This is a genomic window from Ruegeria sp. AI3 (assembly GCF_056541245.1).
The window spans coordinates 1-20,407 of sequence record NZ_JBQFYA010000019.1 but is presented as its reverse complement, the minus strand read 5'-3'; the positions used below and the strand labels follow the sequence as shown (position 1 = coordinate 20,407).

At 52.7% G+C, this 20,407-nt stretch carries 15 protein-coding genes; 7 read left to right on the top strand and 8 right to left on the bottom strand.

The window, feature by feature from the left end; genetic code table 11:
- Nucleotides 1-43: 43 nt before the first annotated feature.
- From rfbA to ACRZ95_RS21295, 6 genes are all read right to left on the bottom strand, one after another.
- On the bottom strand, nt 44-913 hold the full coding sequence (gene rfbA / locus ACRZ95_RS21320) for a glucose-1-phosphate thymidylyltransferase RfbA (RefSeq protein ID WP_170556555.1): 870 nt from the start codon (nt 911-913) through the stop codon (nt 44-46).
- Nucleotides 914-1,786 (bottom strand): dTDP-4-dehydrorhamnose reductase, encoded by an 873-nt coding sequence (rfbD, locus tag ACRZ95_RS21315; RefSeq protein ID WP_170681510.1) that lies wholly within the window; start codon nt 1,784-1,786, stop codon nt 914-916.
- Entirely contained in the window at nt 1,783-2,823 is a 1,041-nt protein-coding gene (gene rfbB / locus ACRZ95_RS21310) for a dTDP-glucose 4,6-dehydratase (protein ID WP_170681512.1), read from the bottom strand. The genes rfbD and rfbB overlap by 4 nt, the downstream gene beginning before the upstream one ends.
- A complete protein-coding gene (gene rfbC / locus ACRZ95_RS21305) occupies nt 2,820-3,389 on the bottom strand; it encodes a dTDP-4-dehydrorhamnose 3,5-epimerase (protein ID WP_170644134.1) in 570 nt (189 codons plus the stop codon). The genes rfbB and rfbC overlap by 4 nt, the downstream gene beginning before the upstream one ends.
- A gap of 963 nt (nt 3,390-4,352) precedes the next feature.
- The gene (locus ACRZ95_RS21300) at nt 4,353-6,380 is read right to left on the bottom strand and encodes an acyltransferase family protein (RefSeq protein ID WP_170681514.1); all 2,028 of its coding nucleotides are present in this window, start codon (nt 6,378-6,380) and stop codon (nt 4,353-4,355) included.
- A gap of 16 nt (nt 6,381-6,396) precedes the next feature.
- Nucleotides 6,397-8,112 (bottom strand): phospholipid carrier-dependent glycosyltransferase, encoded by a 1,716-nt coding sequence (locus ACRZ95_RS21295; protein ID WP_170681523.1) that lies wholly within the window; start codon nt 8,110-8,112, stop codon nt 6,397-6,399.
- A gap of 129 nt (nt 8,113-8,241) precedes the next feature.
- Here ACRZ95_RS21295 and ACRZ95_RS21290 point away from each other — a divergent pair, with 129 nt between their 5' ends.
- The 3 genes from ACRZ95_RS21290 to ACRZ95_RS21280 all read left to right on the top strand — a co-directional run bounded on the left by ACRZ95_RS21290 (nt 8,242) and on the right by ACRZ95_RS21280 (nt 11,413).
- On the top strand, nt 8,242-9,732 hold the full coding sequence (locus ACRZ95_RS21290) for a UbiA family prenyltransferase (protein ID WP_170681525.1): 1,491 nt from the start codon (nt 8,242-8,244) through the stop codon (nt 9,730-9,732).
- Nucleotides 9,729-10,097, top strand: coding sequence for an EamA family transporter (locus ACRZ95_RS21285; RefSeq protein ID WP_170681527.1), 369 nt, complete (start codon nt 9,729-9,731; stop codon nt 10,095-10,097). The genes ACRZ95_RS21290 and ACRZ95_RS21285 overlap by 4 nt, the downstream gene beginning before the upstream one ends.
- A 230-nt stretch (nt 10,098-10,327) precedes the next feature.
- On the top strand, nt 10,328-11,413 hold the full coding sequence (locus tag ACRZ95_RS21280) for an acyltransferase family protein (RefSeq protein WP_170681529.1): 1,086 nt from the start codon (nt 10,328-10,330) through the stop codon (nt 11,411-11,413).
- A gap of 384 nt (nt 11,414-11,797) precedes the next feature.
- On the opposite strand, the gene ACRZ95_RS21275 is transcribed toward ACRZ95_RS21280, so the two are convergent.
- Together ACRZ95_RS21275 and ACRZ95_RS21270 are read right to left on the bottom strand one after the other, a co-directional pair.
- A complete protein-coding gene (locus ACRZ95_RS21275; protein WP_170681531.1) occupies nt 11,798-12,823 on the bottom strand; it encodes a ParB N-terminal domain-containing protein in 1,026 nt (341 codons plus the stop codon).
- 119 nt (nt 12,824-12,942) lie between these two features.
- A complete protein-coding gene (locus ACRZ95_RS21270) occupies nt 12,943-14,382 on the bottom strand; it encodes an AAA family ATPase (protein ID WP_480555537.1) in 1,440 nt (479 codons plus the stop codon).
- A 395-nt stretch (nt 14,383-14,777) separates the two neighbouring features.
- Here ACRZ95_RS21270 and ACRZ95_RS21265 point away from each other — a divergent pair, with 395 nt between their 5' ends.
- From ACRZ95_RS21265 to ACRZ95_RS21250, 4 genes are all read left to right on the top strand, one after another.
- On the top strand, nt 14,778-15,803 hold the full coding sequence (locus ACRZ95_RS21265; protein ID WP_170681533.1) for a replication initiator protein A: 1,026 nt from the start codon (nt 14,778-14,780) through the stop codon (nt 15,801-15,803).
- A 709-nt stretch (nt 15,804-16,512) separates the two neighbouring features.
- The gene (locus tag ACRZ95_RS21260; RefSeq protein WP_170681535.1) at nt 16,513-17,109 is read left to right on the top strand and encodes a polysaccharide biosynthesis/export family protein; all 597 of its coding nucleotides are present in this window, start codon (nt 16,513-16,515) and stop codon (nt 17,107-17,109) included.
- An 18-nt stretch (nt 17,110-17,127) separates the two neighbouring features.
- The gene (locus ACRZ95_RS21255) at nt 17,128-18,534 is read left to right on the top strand and encodes a hypothetical protein (RefSeq protein ID WP_170681537.1); all 1,407 of its coding nucleotides are present in this window, start codon (nt 17,128-17,130) and stop codon (nt 18,532-18,534) included.
- A 459-nt stretch (nt 18,535-18,993) separates the two neighbouring features.
- Nucleotides 18,994-20,407, top strand: a 1,414-nt coding sequence (locus tag ACRZ95_RS21250; RefSeq protein ID WP_480555534.1) for a PA14 domain-containing protein, incomplete at its 3' end; no start/stop codon positions are given.

Genomic DNA, 20,407 nt, shown 5'->3' with positions numbered 1-20,407 from the left:
TCATGCACACAAGAGGCGCTGACGCCTTGAAAAGCGCGGGCCGTCAACTCAATAGCAATTTTAGATAGTGACCATATGTGGATTTGGCGAATAGCTGAGCCCGCTCTTCAAGCGCTTCATCATTGATCCAGCCATTGGCCCAAGCGATCTCGTCCAGGCTGCCGGTTTGCATACCTTGGCGATCCGTCAGTGTCCGTACGAAGTTCCCCGCATCCAGCAGCGATCCATGCGTACCGGTGTCCAACCAGGCAAAGCCGCGGCCCATGGTTTGAACATTCAGCAGCCCTTCGTTCAGGTACATCTCGAGCAGGGATGTGATCTCCAACTCACCGCGCTCGGACGGCTGGACCTGACGGGCGCGCGCAGGGGCGTCACCGTCGAGGAAATAGAGACCGGTCACCGCGTAGTTTGAGGGCGGTACTTTCGGTTTCTCGATGATGCCACGTACTTTTTGACCTTCGAAATCGACCACGCCGTAGCGTTCGGGATCGGCCACACGATAGGCGAAGACTGTTCCGCCGCTCTCTTGCGCATCTGCTGCACGCAACAGATCAGGCAGGCCGTGGCCGAAAAAGATATTGTCCCCCAGGATCATCGCGGATGGCGCACCTGCCAGAAAATCCTCGGCCAGTGTATAGGCCTGCGCCAGACCGTCTGGCGACGGCTGCGTGATCCAGGTCAGCGACAGGCTGTACTGGCTGCCATCGCCCAACAGACGCTGGAACTGCTCCTGATCTTCTGGCGTCGTGATGATCGCGATCTCACGGATCTGCGACAGCATGAGCACGCTCAGCGGGTAGAAGATCATCGGCTTGTCATAGATCGGCAGCAGCTGCTTTGAGACCGCCATGGTGATCGGATACAACCGCGTTCCCGAGCCGCCAGCCAGAATGATACCTTTGCGTTGCATGATCTATCCTTTCAAAGCAGGGCTATCAGTGACCTTCAGCTCGGCCAGCACCTGCGCCAAGCCGGCTTTCCAGTCAGGCCGCCCAAGCCCGTAAATCTCATTAAGCCGCGAACACTCCAGCCGCGAATTGAGCGGTCTGGGGGCTGGGGTCGGGTAATCTGTTGTTGGAATATCGGTGATCTGAGTGGCCAGACCCGCCTGCGAGACAATTTCGCGCGCGAAACCGGCCCAGCTGACATCGGGTGCCCCGGAATAGTGAAACACCCCGCCTTCGGCACGCCCTCTGGCCATGGTCAGCAGCGTCTTGGCAATATCCGTGGCCGGGGTCGGCCCGCCGATCTGGTCGGCCACGATAGTCAGGCTATCTCGGGCCTCAGCCAACCTCAGGATGGTTTTGACAAAGTTATGACCGTGCGCTGAAAACACCCAGCTCGTCCGCAGGATCGCATGCCATCCACCTGCTTGGGCGATCTGGCGCTCTCCGTCCAGCTTGGTTTGGCCGTACACACCCAGCGGACCGGTCGGGTCTTGAACAGTCTGGGGCGAGGCCCCTGCCCCGTCAAAAACATAGTCGGTCGAGATATGCAGAAAAGGCAAATCACGGTCTGCCGCAGCGCGTGCCATGGCACCCGGCGTATCACCATTGATCATCCGCGCAAGCTCGGCCTCATCTTCGGCCTTGTCGACCGCCGTATAGGCGGCTGCGTTGATGATCACATCGGCATCTGTGGTGCGGATTGCGGCGGCGCAGCTTTGTGGATCAGACAGGTCCGCTTGGGACCGGTCCAGCGCCTCGATCGTGATGTCATGCGCCGGCGCATGCCTGCGCAGTTCCGTGGCCACCTGTCCGCTATGCCCGAAGACCAGCGCTTTCATCCGGCCACCCCGAGCCGCTCTCCGACGCCGCTGCGGTCCTGCAGAGCGGCCAGCCATGCACCATTGTCCAGATACCACTGAACCGTCTGCTCCAACCCGGTTTCAGGTGTGTACGAGGGTCGCCAGTTCAGTTCTTCCCGGATACGGGCCGGGTCGATGGCATAGCGACGATCATGGCCGGGGCGGTCGGTGACAAAACTGATCAGATCGGCATAAGGCATTTTGCCCGGCTTCAATCGGTCGAGGATCGCGCAGAGCATTTTGACCAGATCGAGATTGGTCATCTCGTTTTCACCGCCAATATTGTAGCTGCGGCCCAGCTTGCCTTGCTCCAACACCAGTAACAGCGCTTCGGCATGGTCTTCGACATGCAGCCAGTCGCGGATGTTGTCCCCTGCCCCATAGATCGGGATCGGCTTGCCGGCCAACGCGTTCAGGATCACCACTGGGATCAGCTTTTCGGGAAACTGGTAGGGGCCGTAATTGTTCGAACAATTGGTCATCACCACCGGCAGGCCGTAGGTTTCATGCCAGGCCCGGACCAGATGATCCGACCCCGCTTTTGAGGCCGAATAAGGTGAATTTGGCTGATAGGGGCTGTCTTCGGTGAAGAAGCCTGTCTCGCCGAGTGAACCAAAGACCTCATCGGTCGAGATGTGATGGAAGCGGAACGTATCGGGTTTGCCTGCCCCGACCCAATAGGCGCGGGCAGCTTCCAGCAGGACGTAGGTGCCGGTGATGTTGGTGTCGATAAACGCTGCAGGCCCGTCGATTGAGCGGTCAACATGGCTTTCGGCCGCGAGATGCATGATCGTGTCGGGCTGGTGTTTTTTCAAGATCGCGATCATCGCGCCTGCATCCCGGATGTCGGCCTGCTCAAAAACATAGCCCGGCGCATCCGCCACCAAGGCAACATTATCCAGACAAGCCGCATAGGTCAGCGCATCAACATTGACGACCATATGACCATCGGCAATCGCGCGCCGGATCACGGCAGAGCCGATGAAGCCCGCGCCGCCTGTCACCAGAATTTTCATTTGATATCCTCAATTGTGAATGGGCTGTCGATGTCCCGCAAAAACGGCGCGATTTTATCTTTATCAGACAATTGCGGTTCGGCCAGATCGAGCGGCCAGTTGATTCCGACATCAGGGTCATCCCACCGAATAGCGCCTTCTGTTTCCGGTGCATAGGTGTCGGAACATTTATAAATGATCTCGGTCTCAGGCTCCAATGTCATGAACCCATGGGCAAACCCTGCGGGCACCAACATCATCCGCCCGTTCTCGAAACTCAGTTCCTCACCGACCCACTGGCCGAATGTGGGTGAACCCTTGCGAATGTCCACGGCAACATCAAAAAGCCGGCCGTGTCCACAGCGAACCAACTTGGCCTGCGCCCTTGGTGGAGCCTGGAAGTGCAGACCCCGTACCGTTCCCACGGCGCCTGAAAGCGAGTGGTTGTCTTGAACGAAGACTGTGTCGATGCCTTGGGCTGTAAAACTGTCCAGATTATACGTTTCTTCGAAAAAACCACGCTGATCCCCAAAACGCTCGGGCGTGATTAAAACAACTCCCGGGATAGCAAAAGATACTAAATTCATAGGCACAATCACTTCATTCCACTATACCGATATATCACTCTATGAATCGTAATATCGACGGATCATACATCGTCAATCAAATTGTCACATTGCTCTGCAGTGCCGTCCAAAAGATCATATAGTTTGTAAGTGTCCATCTTCAGAGTTTTTCGCACCCCTGCGACGATCGACATCGGCGGGTGTTAGGCTACAAAAGCTCGTAGTATCGTCAGCTGTTTCCGTGATCGACAAGGGCTCCGATCTGGTATTCGAGGGCTCCCGGCAGAAAGTCGTTTTTCAACAAGGCTTAGCTTTGTCGTCTGATACAAAAGCCAAATCTCGTCCCGGGATCTACGGGCGACTTGGCGGGCCTCAAAAACGTGATCCATGCCGTTGTGTTCAAGATACTCAAGCATCGGCTACGACGTAAGACGAGTTGTTATCACTTGGCAAATAAAGCTGGTGAACAACCGTTGTCTGATCGCGCGCCGAGACCTCCAACACCAGGTTTTGCGGCAATCCCGCCGAAAATTAGTGGTGCTCGCAATTCTTGCATTTGACGTCACTGACCAACTTGTCAGTGACGTTTATTCTCCGGGCCTCTCGTTCATCTTCGCTCCATGTAAGCTACGACAAACTAGAAAGCCTCGGTTTCTCAAACCCCTAAATCTGTCCGAAAGTTGCTGACGTCAGACAGATTGGTGGTACTACTTTTTCAAGTCACTCAGCCGCTCGCTCTTGGTGAGTATGACAGGATAAGGTGTTTGTGTTACACAAACATACAATATGACAGTTTAAAAGTTGCAGTAGTGACCGCAAAGAATTTTCGCATCCAAATAGTCGGAGATGGTTCCTTTTTTCCAAAAGCTAGGTCGGCCAATCATACGTATGCTGGAGAAGTTCAGAACTCCTCGCCCACCTTCTATCTTCTAGGCGATGGAAGGTGGGGCAAGCCGCCAAATGTAAAAAATACAATCCAGAGGATTACTGAGCACTTTTGTGATGCAGGGCAACGGGAATGAATAAACTAGATATTCGCGGCACCATGGCAGCTGCCAGATGGTTGTTGTCGAAATAAAGGGGTGCGCCATCCATCATAAGAGAGCATGTATCGTCGCCGCAGAGGCTGTCATGCGTACGCAAAACGGTAATATCCCCCTGCCGTTCAAGCCGGTCAAGAAGCCCCATCATCGGCCCCTGACGCGCAAGCAACGTCTCTACATCGACAATGCCAAACGCTGCTATTTCATTTTCCGATATTCTTCCGGTTAATTTGTTCATGACAAAGGTACGAGCACTGAATTCTGGGAACTCAGGGGGTTGCTCTATCACAAAGACTTTCAAGCCTTGCTGACGTAGCGTGTTGATCGTTCGCTCAAAACTTTCGATGTAGACTTCGTATTGATCAGCTGACGGATCGAACGCCTCTCCTTGCGGCCAAATTTTGATTTCGTTCTGAATATCTGCACCGATCCCAGTACCCTGCCCGTAATAAGACCAGCGCCCTAGGATAATCACCGCATCGATCCGCTTGTCTTCGGTCACGAGACGTTTGACTGCGGCATTTCTCTGCTCACATTCGCGATCTGTCGCTGCGGTCGCAACATATTCATCGACTCTGATATCAAATAGTGCGGGGCAACCGCCGCTCCACACGATAAGCGCGTCAGCGTCTGGTAGAGTGTCCCGGAAGGCATGTCGATATGTTGGCGAATGAGAGTCGCCCCAAATCAGCGTGTAATGCTCCGCCTCAAAAGGGGATCCGATTTCACAATACTCTATATCCTTGAGGCGCGATTGCGCACTGTCCAAAACACAATCCTGCGAAATGTCACCAAACAAATCAGTCGCCGCAATTGCTGCGCGCGTTTGTTCGTCAAATCTGTTTGGCATCCCATTTTTCTGGAACACGAAGAAGCCTGCCGCCATCAGTACCGCAGACATCGCTATGGTCGACGTGAAAACCGTTTTCTTGGTGGAGTATATTCCATAGGCTCCGGTGCGAAATGGCGTCTCAACATAGCGATAGGTAAGATAGGACACAACAAGCGTGAAAAGCAGAATGGCTGTGATTTCCAAGGCGTCGGTTCCGTTTGTGTCTGTGTAGCTGTAGAACACGAACAGCGGCCAATGCCACATATAGAGTGAATAAGACAGTGTACCGATGAAAACCATTGGCTTCAGGGCAAGGAACTTTTGAACCGACGTCAGGCGTTCAGCATCAAGCTGAATGATGAGCCACGTTCCAATACAAGCAGGTACCGCTGCCAGTCCTGGAAATTTCATTGTCGGCTCGTAAAGAAACATCGGGACCAAGATCAGTGCAAAACCAGACCAAGCGAGAACTTCCCTTGTAAAGGCAGACTCGAACTTGGGAAGCGTGTAGCAGCCTGTGGCGATTAAAATCCCAAGCCCCAGCTCCCAGATGCGTAGAGGGAACATATAAAACGCAAAGCTTTTATCGACAGTAACCACGACAACTGCAGCCACAAAAGAGACAATACTGAGACCCAAAAAAACGAAAAAAAACTGGCGGCGCGACATCCATGCCAGAAAACTCACGACAATTGGGAAAAACAGATAAAACTGCTCTTCGACAGAGAGAGACCAAGTGTGCAGGAGCGGCTTGAAGTGAGCTGCTGTGTCAAAATATCCGGTCTCACGGTAGAACTCTACGTTCGAAAGATACACGGTGGCTGCAACGAAACTCTTGGAGAAGCTGCGTAAATCCTCTGGCAACAATAGAAAGTAGGCCAACAACAGCGAAACGCTCAGCATGAGGAAATAGGCTGGGAACAAACGGCGAACTCTGCGATAGTAGAATTCTGAGAATACAAACTCTCCCTTTTCTACCTGATCAAATATCCGCGTCGCGATCAGAAACCCGGACAAAACAAAAAACACCTCTGGGCCCGTGAACGCACCTCCAAATCCGGGGATACCAAGATGAAAAAAAATGATCGTGATAACTGCTACCGCGCGCAGGCCATCAATGTCGGGACGATACGTCAAAGCCGTGCTTCCTTTTTCAACACTCGAACACTGTAACGGGACGCTCTAGAAAAAGCGGCTTGCGGGTTTCAAATGTTTTGACAGCCAAACATTCTTCGGTGACGGACTGGTAATAATCCCGCATCAAATCCGACGGAACTTCGGTCAAAAGATAGTCAAGATCCCGGACCACCAAGATTCTAAAACCTTTGTCTCGCCAGTATCCAAGCTGCCATTCTTCTTTCTGAAGTGGCCAACTGTGGGCTTTGACCTCATAGTTGACGTCCTCTTCGTCGACATCCTCCAACCCGTACATTGCGCTTGGGGCATTGACGTAAAAAAGCGCGTTCGGGTTGGTATTCCGTATCAGGCGCTCAGGCGCCATTTCCGGTAGTTCGACACTATATTTTTTGGCAAGCCTGTCTAAGCGTTGCAACTCCATTTCTTGCGCCAACGCATGCTGCTGCACCCCCAAAGGTTGAGACGTCAGTATACGGTCCGCACCGAAATTCCTACTCAGATACGCTTCCAGATCTTCCGTTACAGGTACCGCCATAGCCTGGCTGACGGGAACAGCTGCCCCCACAACCGCCAACAGGGTAGCAACGCCCCCCACACTCAGCGCAGCAATACGCCAGCCCCTCTCTGCCACCGCCGCAGCGCTCCCGAGAACCATACATGCAAGCAGCAAAAAACCAGCAAAATTTGCGATCCAGAGATGCTCAGGCTGCCTGGATCCCGTGATATAGGCTGTCATGAGACTGCCAACCATCAATGATCCCCAGATCACCCAAAGAACATCTCGATTTGGAAGGTAGATTACCCTCCTTGCTAGCAACCCCAATGGCGTCAACAAGACAAGCAGGGCAATAACAGGGTTCAGGCCCCAATATAAATCGAGTGACCGTACCGCCAGGGTGGTCAGCCCGACAGCAAAGCCTTCCCCCTCCTGAACAGACATCACGGATTGAATCTCCTGGTATTCAAGGAAATTCTCAAGGTCGAGCAAAATTCCAATATTCAAGATGGGCCAGAGGATCAGAACGCCTACCCCTGCCCGCAATGCCGAGGCTAAACATGACTGCATACCTTCCCGCCGCAACAGAATGATGATCCAGCCAATCGCGAGCGGCCCCAGTATGAAAACAGCCGAATGCTTGAAGCTGACCGCCAGAACAACACCCAACCCGGTCATAAAATCCCACCGCTTCGGGTACTTCGTTTCTACACGTTTCCACAAACAGAAAAATACCCAAACAATCGCAACAGCTAAAGCGCTGTCTCCCTTGGCGATATGGGCCATGAAAACGCCCAGTGGAAACAAGGCCCCCATCAGACCGATCCACACCGCTATTGGGGTCTTCAATTGCGCTTGACGGGCAAAGGCAAAAAACAGGGGGGCCATCAATGCACTGATCATCGCTGTCGTATACCGAGCGGTCAGATAGAACGGCGTCGGGTCCTCAAAATACGCGGCCCGAAACTCACCGGGAGAACTCCACATTCCCGTCCCCAGACCAAACGTGAACAGTCCAGCAAAAGCCACAGCATTGAGATAGTTGATCAGCGGCGGATAAAAGTGTTGGCCGGGAACCAATTGCCCTGTCATAACCTTCGCCGCATCGTTTATGCGCTCATCCCCATGAAAATAACCATAATCCGCTCCGCTGGCCCGCAGAACCAAAGCGATCAGGTAAAGACATATACTCAGCACAATTATAGCTGTTTTTTGGTCAAATTTATTATTTAACATGAAACAAGTCGTACCCGGGTTACCTTTTAAGAAACTACTATGTTCTCTGAAATGAAAGCAATTCGCACAAGGTTGGCCCATATCTTCATCCCTCACAATGCATAATGCGCCAAGTAACGGTGGAATAGTTTGCAAAACAGAAACATGATACCAAGTTCCGAATTCCATCAGCAAAACAGAGATGTTCCCCTTTTTGTAGATCTAGACGAAACACTTGTGCGCACCGATGTGGCACTGGAACTTCTGATACGCGGTTTGCGTCACAAAGATTGCGTGAAGATGATCGTCCCTACCCTGGCGCGCGGGGATCGTGCTGATCTTAAACATCAGCTTGCCAAGACAGTGGAACTACAAGCTGAACTGCTGCCATACAACCAAACTGTCGTTACGTATCTACAGGCTGCCCGAAACGCCGGTAGGACTGTTATACTGGCGACCGCTGCGGATATTTCAATCGCACGTCAGGTCTCAGATCACCTAGGACTGTTTGATGACATCATTGCCTCTGGACCCGGTCACAACATGAAGGGACAGGCCAAGCTAGAGGCCATTCAAAATTACATAGAAGGCCAGAGTTTTGAATACATAGGCGATTCAACAGCGGATCTGCCAATCTGGCGCGTCGCTACGCTGCGGGGGTTTGTGAATGCTCCGCTCAAGGCAAAAGAATTGATGGAAGAAGACCCCAAATTGGTTTCTATTCTGCTGAACGACAAGGAACCCACGCCCCGCCCATTGATACGTGCAATGCGCCCGCATCAATGGAGCAAGAATGCCCTCCTTTTTCTGCCCTTGCTCTTCTCGCACACCTATACCGAACTGCATAATCTAGTGTTGTCGGTTCTGGCCTTTCTATCTTTCTCGGCCTGTGCCTCAGCCGTTTATCTGTTCAACGATTTACTGGATATCGAAGCAGACCGGATGCATCCCAGCAAATGTCGCCGCCCTTTTGCAAGCGGTGCACTGACTTCCACCACAGGTCTGCTGGCTGGGGTTGCCTTGTTTGGCCTCGCGCTGATCATAGCCTTCTTTGCGGTCGGCCCCATTTTCGGCCTGGTACTGATCGGCTATATTATCATGACTAAATGCTATTCGATCTGGCTCAAAAAATATTCGACAGTCGATGTTGTCGCCTTGGCACTTTTATACACAGTTAGGATACTCGCCGGAGCGGCAGCTATCATGGTGCCGGTCAGCCCCTGGCTTCTTAGTTTCTCACTCTTTTTCTTTCTCAGCCTCGCGTACATGAAACGCTTTATAGAACTGAGCCAAACAAAGAACGGGCAACCACTTGCCCAACGGGGTTACAGCCCATCCGATTTGATTATGGTGCAAATCTTCGGAATCTCCAATGGAGCCGTAGCGCTGCTCACGCTTGCACAATACATCAACAACCCAGGAATTGTAGAACGTTATCAAACCCCAGAATTACTCTGGCTAATTGTCCCATTGATGATGCTTTGGGTTTATCGTGCATGGATGTGGGCCAGCCGTGGACGCATTGACGACGACCCAGTTGTCTTTGCTTTGAGGGACCGTTCCAGTCAGGTGACAGCGCTACTCGCAGGCGGAATAATTTTGGGCGCACGTCTGATTGACATGAATTGGGTATTACAATGAATCTCACGAGCTTTGTCATTGTTTTTGCCAGCGTGTCTCTATCCGCGCTGGCGCAGACATCATTCAAAATTGGGGTAGAACGGGTCCGCTGGGGTGCGGACGCATCCATACTTGGTAAATCTCTCGCAATGCTCTTGTCGCCATATGTCATTGGAGGCCTTGCCCTGTACGGTGTCGGAACCATTCTTTGGCTATTTGCGTTGCGCCAGCTGGAACTCTCTGTTGCTTATCCGTTTGTCGCAATGAGTTTTGTAATGGTACTGGCTTCTGGAGTGTTCTTTTTGGGTGAGCCACTCTCAGTTGGGCGCATCATAGGTGTATGCTTGATTGTCTCAGGACTGGTGGTGATTTCTCAGTCAACATGAAAAATCAATACCGCATTAGACAGAGATAAAACCACCACGGGGTTACTCCTTGACCTACAATTATGTGATTAGAAACCTCCCGCAAGCAACGATATCCCCACACGTTTCAGCGCATTGGATTATGGCCCTCTATGCACTGACACTACGTTTGTGTCCGCCATATGCGATCTTTCAACCACATCTAACACATAGCAATGAAGCATCAAAATTGTGCTTGGGGGGTATGATCAGTGTCGAAAACTAGAAGCGGCACAATTGAGCACTTTTACTGGGTTGATGCGTTGCGAGGTATAGCAGCAATAGCCATCGTAATTTTTCACTATCACCATTTCTATCTCGCTGATGCGATGAGCCGCTCGACACTTCCACCAGTCGATACCTTTCCGCACTCTCGATATCTATCGCCTTTGTTCGGACCTTACGCCGCACATGCTGTGGAATTATTTTGGCTTATCTCGGGGTTTGTTTTTGCCCATGTTTATATGCGACGCAGTGTGACCCTTCGGTCATTTAGCGTTGCTCGCTTTGCAAGACTGTATCCACTCCATCTCGCAACCTTGATCTATGTCGCCTTCTTACAGTGGATTAGCCTAAGTCAAACCGGGCATTGGCAGATCTACGGCAACAATGATCTCAGGCATTTTGTGTTACAACTTTTGATGGCATCAAACTGGCCGGTATTTGCACACGGACTAAGCTTCAATGGACCTATTTGGTCAGTCTCACTAGAGATTCTGGTCTATGGTCTTTTCCTAGCTTCACTGCCTTTAATCAAACGCAGTCCGTTTTTTGTTACAGCAACCCTAAGCATACTGAGCTGGAGCTGGTTTTTCCTCCAACCTTACCCAGTTCTATACATTTCCCGCGGCGTTTTTGAATGTGGTGGATATTTCTTTTTGGGATCGCTTTTATACGCACTTAAACTGCAAGAAAACTTGCTCAAGGCAATCCCTCTATTTTTGTTGGGCGTGATCGCCGCAGCATGCGGGTTTGCCGTTGAAAGTACCCAACTATCTGTCATAGGCGTGTCGGTAGCGACTCTGACCCTTTTTGTTTCCTTAGATCGCATGGCTCCAAAATTTGGCAGACGTTTAAGAATTTTAGGAGACATCAGCTATAGTTTATACCTTATTCATGTCCCAATTCAGATGGCCATACTGCTGGTCGCCGATATTGCGTTTGACGGAACCCGAATATTCGCCAGCTATTGGATAACCTTGCCAGCTTACTTAGCGGCCTCTATTGCAGCAGCATTCGCCACATACCGCTGGTTTGAACGTCCTATTGGAAAAGCAATTCGGTCAAAGTTGAGTTGAACAATGACTCACCCAAACGAACAATTTATGATCCTTCGTACAGATGTTTCGCGTGCGAAACTGGGTTCATTGTGGGATCTTTCGGCTTCTTTGATTTGGTATTTTGCCACAAAGGGGTCATCCAGCTCTCTAGTCTAGGTCGCTTGGCTGTAAAAACCGTTCTTGTTTCTTTCTCGTGATTAGATTGTGATCAAAGCTTGCTGAGCGGCTCCCTTGGGCAGCTCAAGCAAAGCAGGCCGTATGGACAACTTCCTAATAAGAATAGCGTCTTTAGCACTCGCAGGAAATACAATGCTCTCGACTGGGAAAGCCCGTCAGCTTATGAAACGAAGACTGCACAATTAAGCCTTCAAATAGGAACAAAAAATACCGCAGGTCCGAACATTATCTGATCTCAGTTTGCAGCCATGTTTTCAAGCGCTCGACAAACTCAGCGTCGAGACGGGAGCCACTGAGCACCAGTTTTCGTTTATCCACATCATGTTGGACTTGAACACTTCCAATTCGTTCAGAGGTTTTCTTGGCGTCTGTGTCAGGTTCTTCTCGGTCCTGCCGGCCTCGTTCTTTCTTAGCAAGAAAACTTGAGATCACCTTAGCTTCTGCTGCGGGGGTCCCAAGAGGAGTATTCCGCAGTGTTTTGGAAATACGCAGTCCCAGTTTAGGCTCATCTTTGAGAGCTTTGGACAGAGCCAATCCCAATCGCTCTGGTATTGCAGCTGCAAATCCCAATTCTTCATCGAGCGCATGATAAATCGCAATGAAAGAACCGATCTTCGAACGTTTGGCACGGCTGGCTGTAGCGAATAGCTCCCGCAGAGCGCTGCCTTCATCCGGATATACCCCCTGCTCTACTGCACGTGCGACGATCCGTGCGCGTTCATAATAAGACAACCCAACTCGGATTTCGTTTTCCTCGACCATCGCCAGATACGCGTCTGAGGCGCTCTCTGGGCGTCTTAGCAGCGCCTGTACGGTGGCGAAGCGGTCTTCTCCAGTTTCCGCGTACAACGCCTTCAGCGCTGTCAGGCGTCGCCAGCCGGAAATCAGGCCGAACCGATCCTCGGACAACTGAACCACTTCGATAGGGGTTTGCTGGCCGCGGGCGCGGATGCTTTCGACCAGGGCTGACATCTCTTCCCCATCCACTGCAATCCGGTCGCGTACCAGATGGGCCTCCTCGATGGCCATCAGTGGCACCTGCTGTACCAACCTGCCCTCGGCCCGGGCAGTGCGGATCTCAGCGCTCAGATCATCAACAGCAGCCTGCAGCGCCGTATCGCCGGCCACTTGCGCGATCGGGGGCGCAATTTGAACGGACGGGAACATGGATTTCGTTTCCGGTGCGGTGCCCGGGGTTCCGGCAGACTGGAAATCGGCGCGGGCAGGGGTCAGTCGTTTGCGTTTTGCCATGTCAAATCCTCCTTATCTGCCGGTCATAGACTCTGTTGCATGTCGTCCGACCACCGATCCGTACGGTGTGCGTGGCAGGCGTTTCGCGCGCGAAACATTCATCAGGCAGGGCAGGGGGGTCATACCGCCACCTCGGGCTGCTCTTCAGCGATCCGGGCCAGCTCCTCGCGTCGCCAGATACCTAGAACCAACCGCTTGAAGGCGGCGTAGGTTTCATCAAAGGTCTCGCGGCCCCGTGCGTAGGTCTCGCGGTTGAAGTCACGATAGTCTGCCTCGTAGATCCCGTTCACCTGTTCCCCCGCCTGACCGATCAGCGCGGTAAACTCCTGCCGGTGGGGCGACAGGGCACTGCCCAGATAGGATTGCATCAGGCCGGCCAGCTCTGCCTGCTGGGTGCCGTCATAGCGCGTTATAACGGTGCGCACCGCGTCCCATTCAAAGGCCATTTCTTCGCGTCCAAGGGCCCGGGCGGCCATGTTCTCGCCCTCTTCGATCGACTGAAAAGTCGAATGCAGCATGTCAAAGAACCTCCCCGTGGAATCGAATTCCAGGAACGAAGCCCCCATTGGGACCAGCAAGATATCGGCCGCCGCTAGTCCGTTGATCGTCAGATAACCAAGGGCAGGGGGGGTATCGAGGAAGATCAGATCGTAATCGGCCAGAACACCATCCGCCTCAAGCGTTTCCGTCAGAGCATCCCACAGCTTCCAGCCGCGGGCCTGCATCCGCCAGACGGGGATCTGGAACTCGGCCCAGTAGAGGTTCAATTGCGCCCCAATCAGATCAATATTGGGCCAGTGTGTTTTCTGGATCAGGCTGCTGGCACGCGTATCGAGCGCCTCCATCAGAGTGTCATCGATAGGGTGGGGCGTCTCACCCCGGTCCAGACGTCCCTGGTTTTCGCGGCGCAGATATCCGGCATAGTGACGCGCCAGCAGGGGAAATACGGTCTGCCATTCATCGGTGACCTTGCCACCGAAGATCGAGGTCATGGAACCCTGGCTGTCCAGATCAATCACCAGAACCTTGTAGCCATCCAGTGCCGCTGACATCGCCAGATGCGCGCAAGTCGAGGTCTTTCCAACGCCGCCTTTGAAATTGGCAACAGAAACAAGCTTGGCAGGTAGACCCTCGGGGCGATAAGGGCGGTACTCTTTTGCCTTCGATCCTTCTGAAGCAAAATGAGTGCGCAACCGCAGCACCTCATCCAAGGTGAACCATTTGGCGCCGCCTTCGGATTCTGATCGCCCCTGGGGCAGATCCGGGTTGGCCTTCAGGACCCGACGGAAATGGGGTGCCGCAACCGGGATCAGGTAACGGGTGATTTCCCAAGTGGAAAACAAACGCAACTGCCGCGTTTCTCCATCTTCCAATCCCCGGCTCGCCAGATCTTCACGCCCCTGAGAGCAAGCCCCGGCAATAGTTGCAAAACTGGCTGTGGTTGAAGGATCCCCCAGTTCGGCAAGGGCGGTGTCGGGATCAATATTGAAATAGGGTGGAAGCCCGTCTTTCGGAGATAACGCCATGTTCTTCTGCTCGATATGCTGTGTTTTCGCCATAGTATCACAAAACATGACATATGGAAGAACTAACGGCATCAACCGATATTTTCTAAGTAAATCAAGGGGCTGGAAGTGTAGAAATCCGTAGGTTTTAGGCCTTGTCGAATTTTTTTTAGTTAGAATATGGTTATTTATTAGTTACGGTATAGACGTCAGTAACATAAAGTGTTGAAAAAAAATGTATTTTAGCGGCTCTTTTGAGACAGAGTGAATCTGAACCCACGATCAAGTGACTCTGATCCCACGTTGTCCTGACTCTGAACCCACGATCCGATGCTTTACCCGGTCTGTGGATAACTTTAGGGTAAGCGTCAATAAAACCACGAAAAAAGATTCGGGCAGATCAGGGGCAGAGGTATGGGCTGGGACGTTTCAGTTCTGAGTGATTTTTCATGAGCGCGGATACCCCTGCCGGGGCAGGGGGGCTGTTGCCCGAGAGGCATCCGACAGCGGATTTCTTTGTCTGCGATATTTTCGATGCACTGCCCAAGACAGACATGGGATCAATGGAGCATCCGATGTTCTCGCTGTCCACACGCCCGGATCGGCGCATCCTGAACTATGAGCATAACGGGGTTGAGATCACCGTCACACCCTCGGTCCGGGGGCTGGCGACGATCCACGACAAGGACATCCTGATCTTCTGCATCAGTCAGTTGATGGCTGCAATCAACGCAGGCCGCGCCGTCAGCCGGGTGTTGCACCTCAAGGCGCATGATCTGCTGGTGGCAACTAACCGGGAAACCTCGGGCGATGGTTACAAGCGGCTGCGCGAAGCCTTTGAACGGTTGGCCGGTACCCGCATCACCACCAACATGGTCACCGGTGGGGTTGAGACGACCACAGGTTTCGGCTTGATCGAAAGCTGGGAGATCGTGCGCCACACGCGGGCAGGGCGGATGGTCAGCGTTTCGGTCAAATTGTCGGATTGGCTGTTTCGAGCGGTGCTGGCGAAATCGGTGCTGACACTCAGCCGCGACTACTTCCGCCTGCGCAAACCGCTGGAGCGCCGGATCTACGAGTTGGCGCGTAAGCACTGTGGTCGTCAACCAGACTGGCGGGTGTCGGTCGAGACGCTGCTGAAGAAATCCGGCTCGGCCTCACCGCGCCGGGTGTTCCGTAAGATGCTGCGCGACATGATCGCCGCCGATCACTTGCCCGACTATCACCTGGGAGAGGAACCGGGTGATATCATCCGCGTCAGCCGTCGGGATGTGGTGGTCGAGGTGGGAGAGAGGGCTGCTCTACTTCTTGCCCCGGCCACGCTGGCAGAAGCGCGTGCGTTGGCGCCGGGTCAGGATGTTTATGCGCTTGAAGCCGACTGGCGAGCTTTCTGGGCTCAATCGGGTCGTGTGCCCCTTAGAAGCCCGGACAAAGCGTTTTTGGGGTGGTTGAGAAAGCGGGACCCGGCCGGATGACTCCTTTTTAGTTTGGCATGTTTCGGAACGGACGGCTTGTGCGATGCAGACCACCAGAAGCGGGAGGATCCCGGCAGTAATATAGCCAATCAGGGCTGCAATAATACCATGACCGAATATCAATACGCCAATAGCCGTGAATGCCCCAAGGGCCATCCCTAGTATGATCAGTCCAACCAGCATGATATTTATTGCCTGAACACAACCTGGGCGAAAGCGGGTGAGCAAACTTATTCCTGAAGGGGATCGGTTGCCAGACAAGTTTTCAGGATGTTGGTAAAACAGGCGATGGGTTGCTCAAGGGGCGCAGGAGTTTGTTGCATGCCGAATAGGCAGGCCTGCTAGCGACTGTCCTTGATACGCATCTTTGCAGTGCGTGAGGCATGATCCAGTGCAGAAAGCGCATCATCTAGCCCATACCCTTGGATGAGTGATATTCAAAATGAGTTGCCAGGCTGCCAACAAAATGCGGAAGCATGGCAAAATTTAATCCTGATGCAGCCGATGGATCATGTCCGCTTCGGTGTTGCGGTGCGGTCAATACAGAGCCATTCTGAGTCCAAATTGTTAAGGGATCGCAAATACACGTGGCTTTACTGTAAGTTTCAAGGCTAGAGTGGGCCCACTATCCGGGACCCATCGAAGATGTATTTGGGGCCGGACGGGTTGAAAAAGTTTGGCGTAAGAGCGGGAGCTTTAGAGAATAAATATGCATTCATTAATTGCGTTGCTTGTTTCATTGGTTCTGACAACTGCGGTTGCTGTGCCGGCTCTGGCTCAAGGTAGCTACCGCATTCAACCCGGCGACACACTGCAAATTGAGGTTCTCGAGGATGCTACGCTCGACCGGGATGTGCTTGTTCGCCCTGATGGACGGATTACGATGCCATTAGCTGGTTCGATTGTTGCTGGAGGGCGCAGTGTTGAGCAGCTTCGAAGTGATCTGGCAAATTTATTGGCACCCAACTTTGCGGATACCCCAAATGTTTTTGTATCGCTGGGTGAAGTGGGCGAACCTGTAGACCCTGACCCGATCCGTGTCTATGTCATCGGCGAAGCGGAAGAACCGGGTAAGTTTGAGGTTGAACCCGGTACCACGTTATTGCAGCTTGTTGCAGAGGCCGGGGGGTTTACCAGGTTTGCCGCCACCAAGAGAATTGCCCTGCGCCGGACAGACAGGTCGGGCAAGGAAACGGTTTTCAAATTCGACTATGACTCCATTCTTGACGGTACGGTTTCACGATCAGCCGTCAGATTGTCGGAGGGCGATGTCCTTGTCATCCCGTCTAGGCGATTGTTCGAGTAATTTGGTAACGAGAGCGACGTGGTACACAAAGCATATATACACGCAGCGGTTGTTAATGCTGCGTGGATACCTTTGATTTTCGTAAATACCGCTTTAGCACAGGAGGTTGATCCCGGTGGTCGCGTGATGACTTTCGGGCTTACTGAGCGTATTGAGTCGGGGCAAAACCTTGGGCTAGAGGTCCCGGAAGAAGGATCAGGCACAATTGCTTCGACAATATTGTCTTTTGGATTATCCGATGAAACCCGGACGCAGCGATTTTCTTTGGATGCCACCACTGCTTTACGGTTTACAAATCTTCCCGAGCAAGAGAGCGAGATCGATTTTGGCGATGCCATTCTGGAACTCGAGTATGATCGTGAAGCCGCGAATGCCGGGTTGAATCTGAGTGCCGATTTTCTTCGGTATGACATTGGCTTTCAGCGCTCCTTATTGACCTTTACGGATGACGAGGGAGTCATTTTGTTGCCGCGCGACTTTGATGACCTGACCGGTACGGGCATTCGGAATGAGTATCTGGTGAGCGGGCGGATCGATTTCGGGCGCGAGAATCTGGTTGGATATAATTTGGAAGTTGCAGCGAACGGGATCGATTACTCGGACGCCTCCAATCCGGATCTTTTTGCAAGCGATGAAGTTGCCGCCCGGGCGGGTGTTACTTTTGATCTTTCACCGCGGACCAGGGCAGCCATCGATCTGACGGCAATTTATTACGAGGATGAAAGCGAAGGGCAGACTGACCGCGACACTGAAGAAATCGCTTTCAGAATAGAACATGAGCTTTCGCCCCGGGCGCGGCTTGAGGGGTCTTTAGGCTTCATTGACATTGACGAGCGCGATCAGGTCGAAGGCGATATTCTCGTTACGGGTCCTGTTGGAGATATTGGCTGGCAATATGATGTGTCGAATGGAGATGTGTCGGCTGAGTTTGTCGTTTTACGCGATACGCCGGGGCGTTTGAATACACTGACATTCGGGCGCAGTGTAGATATCCCAGACGGAGCGTTTTCCGCCGATGTCGGTGTCGCGCGCGATTCTGATGGAGAAGTCGATTTCATTGGGGCGCTGGCATATGCGTATGAATTCGGCGCGCACGAAGCTTTTGCCCGGATCAATCGAGGCATCGGTGTCACAGATAGCCGGGAATACCGGCCGGAAACCGTCGCAGATCTTGGAGTAGTTTTTGGGATTAGTGCCGTTTCGCAACTGGGGTTTCGGGCGACATATGCGCTTGCAGAAGGTACGGCAAGCGATCCTAGGGTTGCGCGCTTTGATCTTGATGCTGTTTACAGCCGGAGGCTAACTCAGGATTGGAATTTCAACACTGGCGTTAGCTATCGGAGCCGGGATGAAGAGGGCGTTGGGCGTGCAAATTCGCCATTGGTTTTTGTAGCACTGGGTCGAGATTTCTTATGGCGGCCATAAGTGAAAATGCTTTGAGCGCTCCGAAAGATTGATTCATATGTTTTCACTTTGCCCTTTGCGCCTCGTTTTCAGGAATTGCCCAGCCTGAAGAATATTCAGCCTCTGATATTTCGAGGGCGTATTAAAAATGCAATCAATCTGTGGCTGATTTTTTTCTGAGATATCTCTCAAGGGTTTTTCAATATGCGTGTTTTTTTGCTTACGATGGCGTATATCAGCTGTTTTTTGCCCATAAATGATGCCTAAGCTTCTGATCATTGAAGCGCTTAGGATTTTGAAACTATCCGCTTCTAGGTATCTGTGATCTTGGTAAATTTGGCTGTTGGGGCAAATATGTGGTGGTCGTGACTGCGATTCTCGTGAGGTGCCAGAATATTGTCTTAATTTAGCCGTGTTGTGCAAAAAAATGGAAACAGTAGGGCCTGGCAGGCAGGCTTCAACTCAAGAGCAGGTACAGTCATGAGCCTATATGCGGAATACTTTACTCTGGAATTTGGTGTGTCAGACCTCAGCCAGATTGATTTTGATGCACCTCCCTCAGCGACTGGTACGGTTTCAAGACTTGCGACGCGATACAGCGCGGAAAGCTTCTGGCTTGGTGGTGCGACAGACAATTTTGCGGCGCGTTACACCGGGCAGCTGAATATCGATTCTGGTGGTACGTATACGTTCTACCTAACTTCGGATGATGGCTCGGCACTTTATATAAATGGCGAGCCGGTGATTGATAATGACGGTTTGCATGGTGATATTGAACAAACTGTCACGATTGATCTTGGGGCCGGCTCACATGACATCGAAATCCGCTATTTTGAGGGATTTGGAGATGCATCGCTGCAATTGGAGTGGTCTGGACCGGACAGTGGTGGCCAGCGCGAGATTATCCAAGGCGAAACATTCAGTCATACGCGCGCTGATGATGAAACGGGCTCTGACGGTATAGGGTCGAGTGCCGACGAAAGCAGTGCCGAAGACGATGTGGATACTGGCAATACTGGAGATGCGGATTCGGCCAGTACACAGGTGTCGGGTCTTGTGGCTCGTTATTTCACACCTGCTAACAAGATATCCAATTTGTCGGATGTCGATTTTGAGGCAACTCCGGTTGAGACGGCCAACGTTGACCAGCTTGCCATTCTTTATGAGAGAGGCGGATTTTGGGAAGGTGGCCCGAGAAATCATTTTGCAGCGCATTATGCAGGTAATCTGAATGTTGAGGCCGGAGGGACTTATACGTTTTACCTGACTTCAGATGATGGTTCGGCGCTCTATATCGACGGTGAACCGGTAATCGACAATGATGGTCTGCACGCTACGCGCGAACAACGGGTCACGCTTGAACTGAGCGCTGGTTCACATGATATCGAAATCTTCTACTTTGAGCGCCGTGGCGCCGCATCTTTACAGCTAGAATGGGCGGGCCCGGACAGTGATGGGCAGCGTCAGATTATTGGTGGCGAAGCATTTAGTCACCCTGAGTCTACCAGCTCGGGTGATACCGGCGGTGACACAGGGACCGGGGACACCGGCTCGGGTGATACCGGCGGTGACACGGGGACCGGGGACAGCGGGTCGGGTGATACCGGCGGTGACACAGGGACCGGGGACGCCGGCTCGGGTGATACCGGCGGTGACACGGGGACCGGGGACAGCGGGTCGGGTGATACCGGCGGTGACACAGGGACCGGAGACGCCGGGTCGGGTGATACCGGCGGTGACACAGGGACCGGAGACGCCGGCTCGGGTGATACCGGCGGTGACACGGGGACCGGAGACGCCGGCTCGGGTGATACCGGCGGTGACACGGGGACCGGGGACAGCGGGTCGGGTGATACCGGCGGTGACACGGGGACCGGGGACAGCGGGTCGGGTG

Coding starts and splice junctions, on each gene's coding strand:
- ACRZ95_RS21275 (WP_170681531.1), bottom strand. CDS start 12,823: ATGGCAAAACGCAAACGACTGACCCCTGCCCGCGCCGATTTCCAGTCT.
- ACRZ95_RS21270 (WP_480555537.1), bottom strand. CDS start 14,382: ATGGCGAAAACACAGCATATCGAGCAGAAGAACATGGCGTTATCTCCG.
- ACRZ95_RS21265 (WP_170681533.1), top strand. CDS start 14,778: ATGAGCGCGGATACCCCTGCCGGGGCAGGGGGGCTGTTGCCCGAGAGG.
- ACRZ95_RS21285 (WP_170681527.1), top strand. CDS start 9,729: ATGAATCTCACGAGCTTTGTCATTGTTTTTGCCAGCGTGTCTCTATCC.
- rfbC (WP_170644134.1), bottom strand. CDS start 3,389: ATGAATTTAGTATCTTTTGCTATCCCGGGAGTTGTTTTAATCACGCCC.
- rfbD (WP_170681510.1), bottom strand. CDS start 1,786: ATGAAAGCGCTGGTCTTCGGGCATAGCGGACAGGTGGCCACGGAACTG.
- ACRZ95_RS21295 (WP_170681523.1), bottom strand. CDS start 8,112: ATGTTAAATAATAAATTTGACCAAAAAACAGCTATAATTGTGCTGAGT.
- ACRZ95_RS21260 (WP_170681535.1), top strand. CDS start 16,513: ATGCATTCATTAATTGCGTTGCTTGTTTCATTGGTTCTGACAACTGCG.
- rfbB (WP_170681512.1), bottom strand. CDS start 2,823: ATGAAAATTCTGGTGACAGGCGGCGCGGGCTTCATCGGCTCTGCCGTG.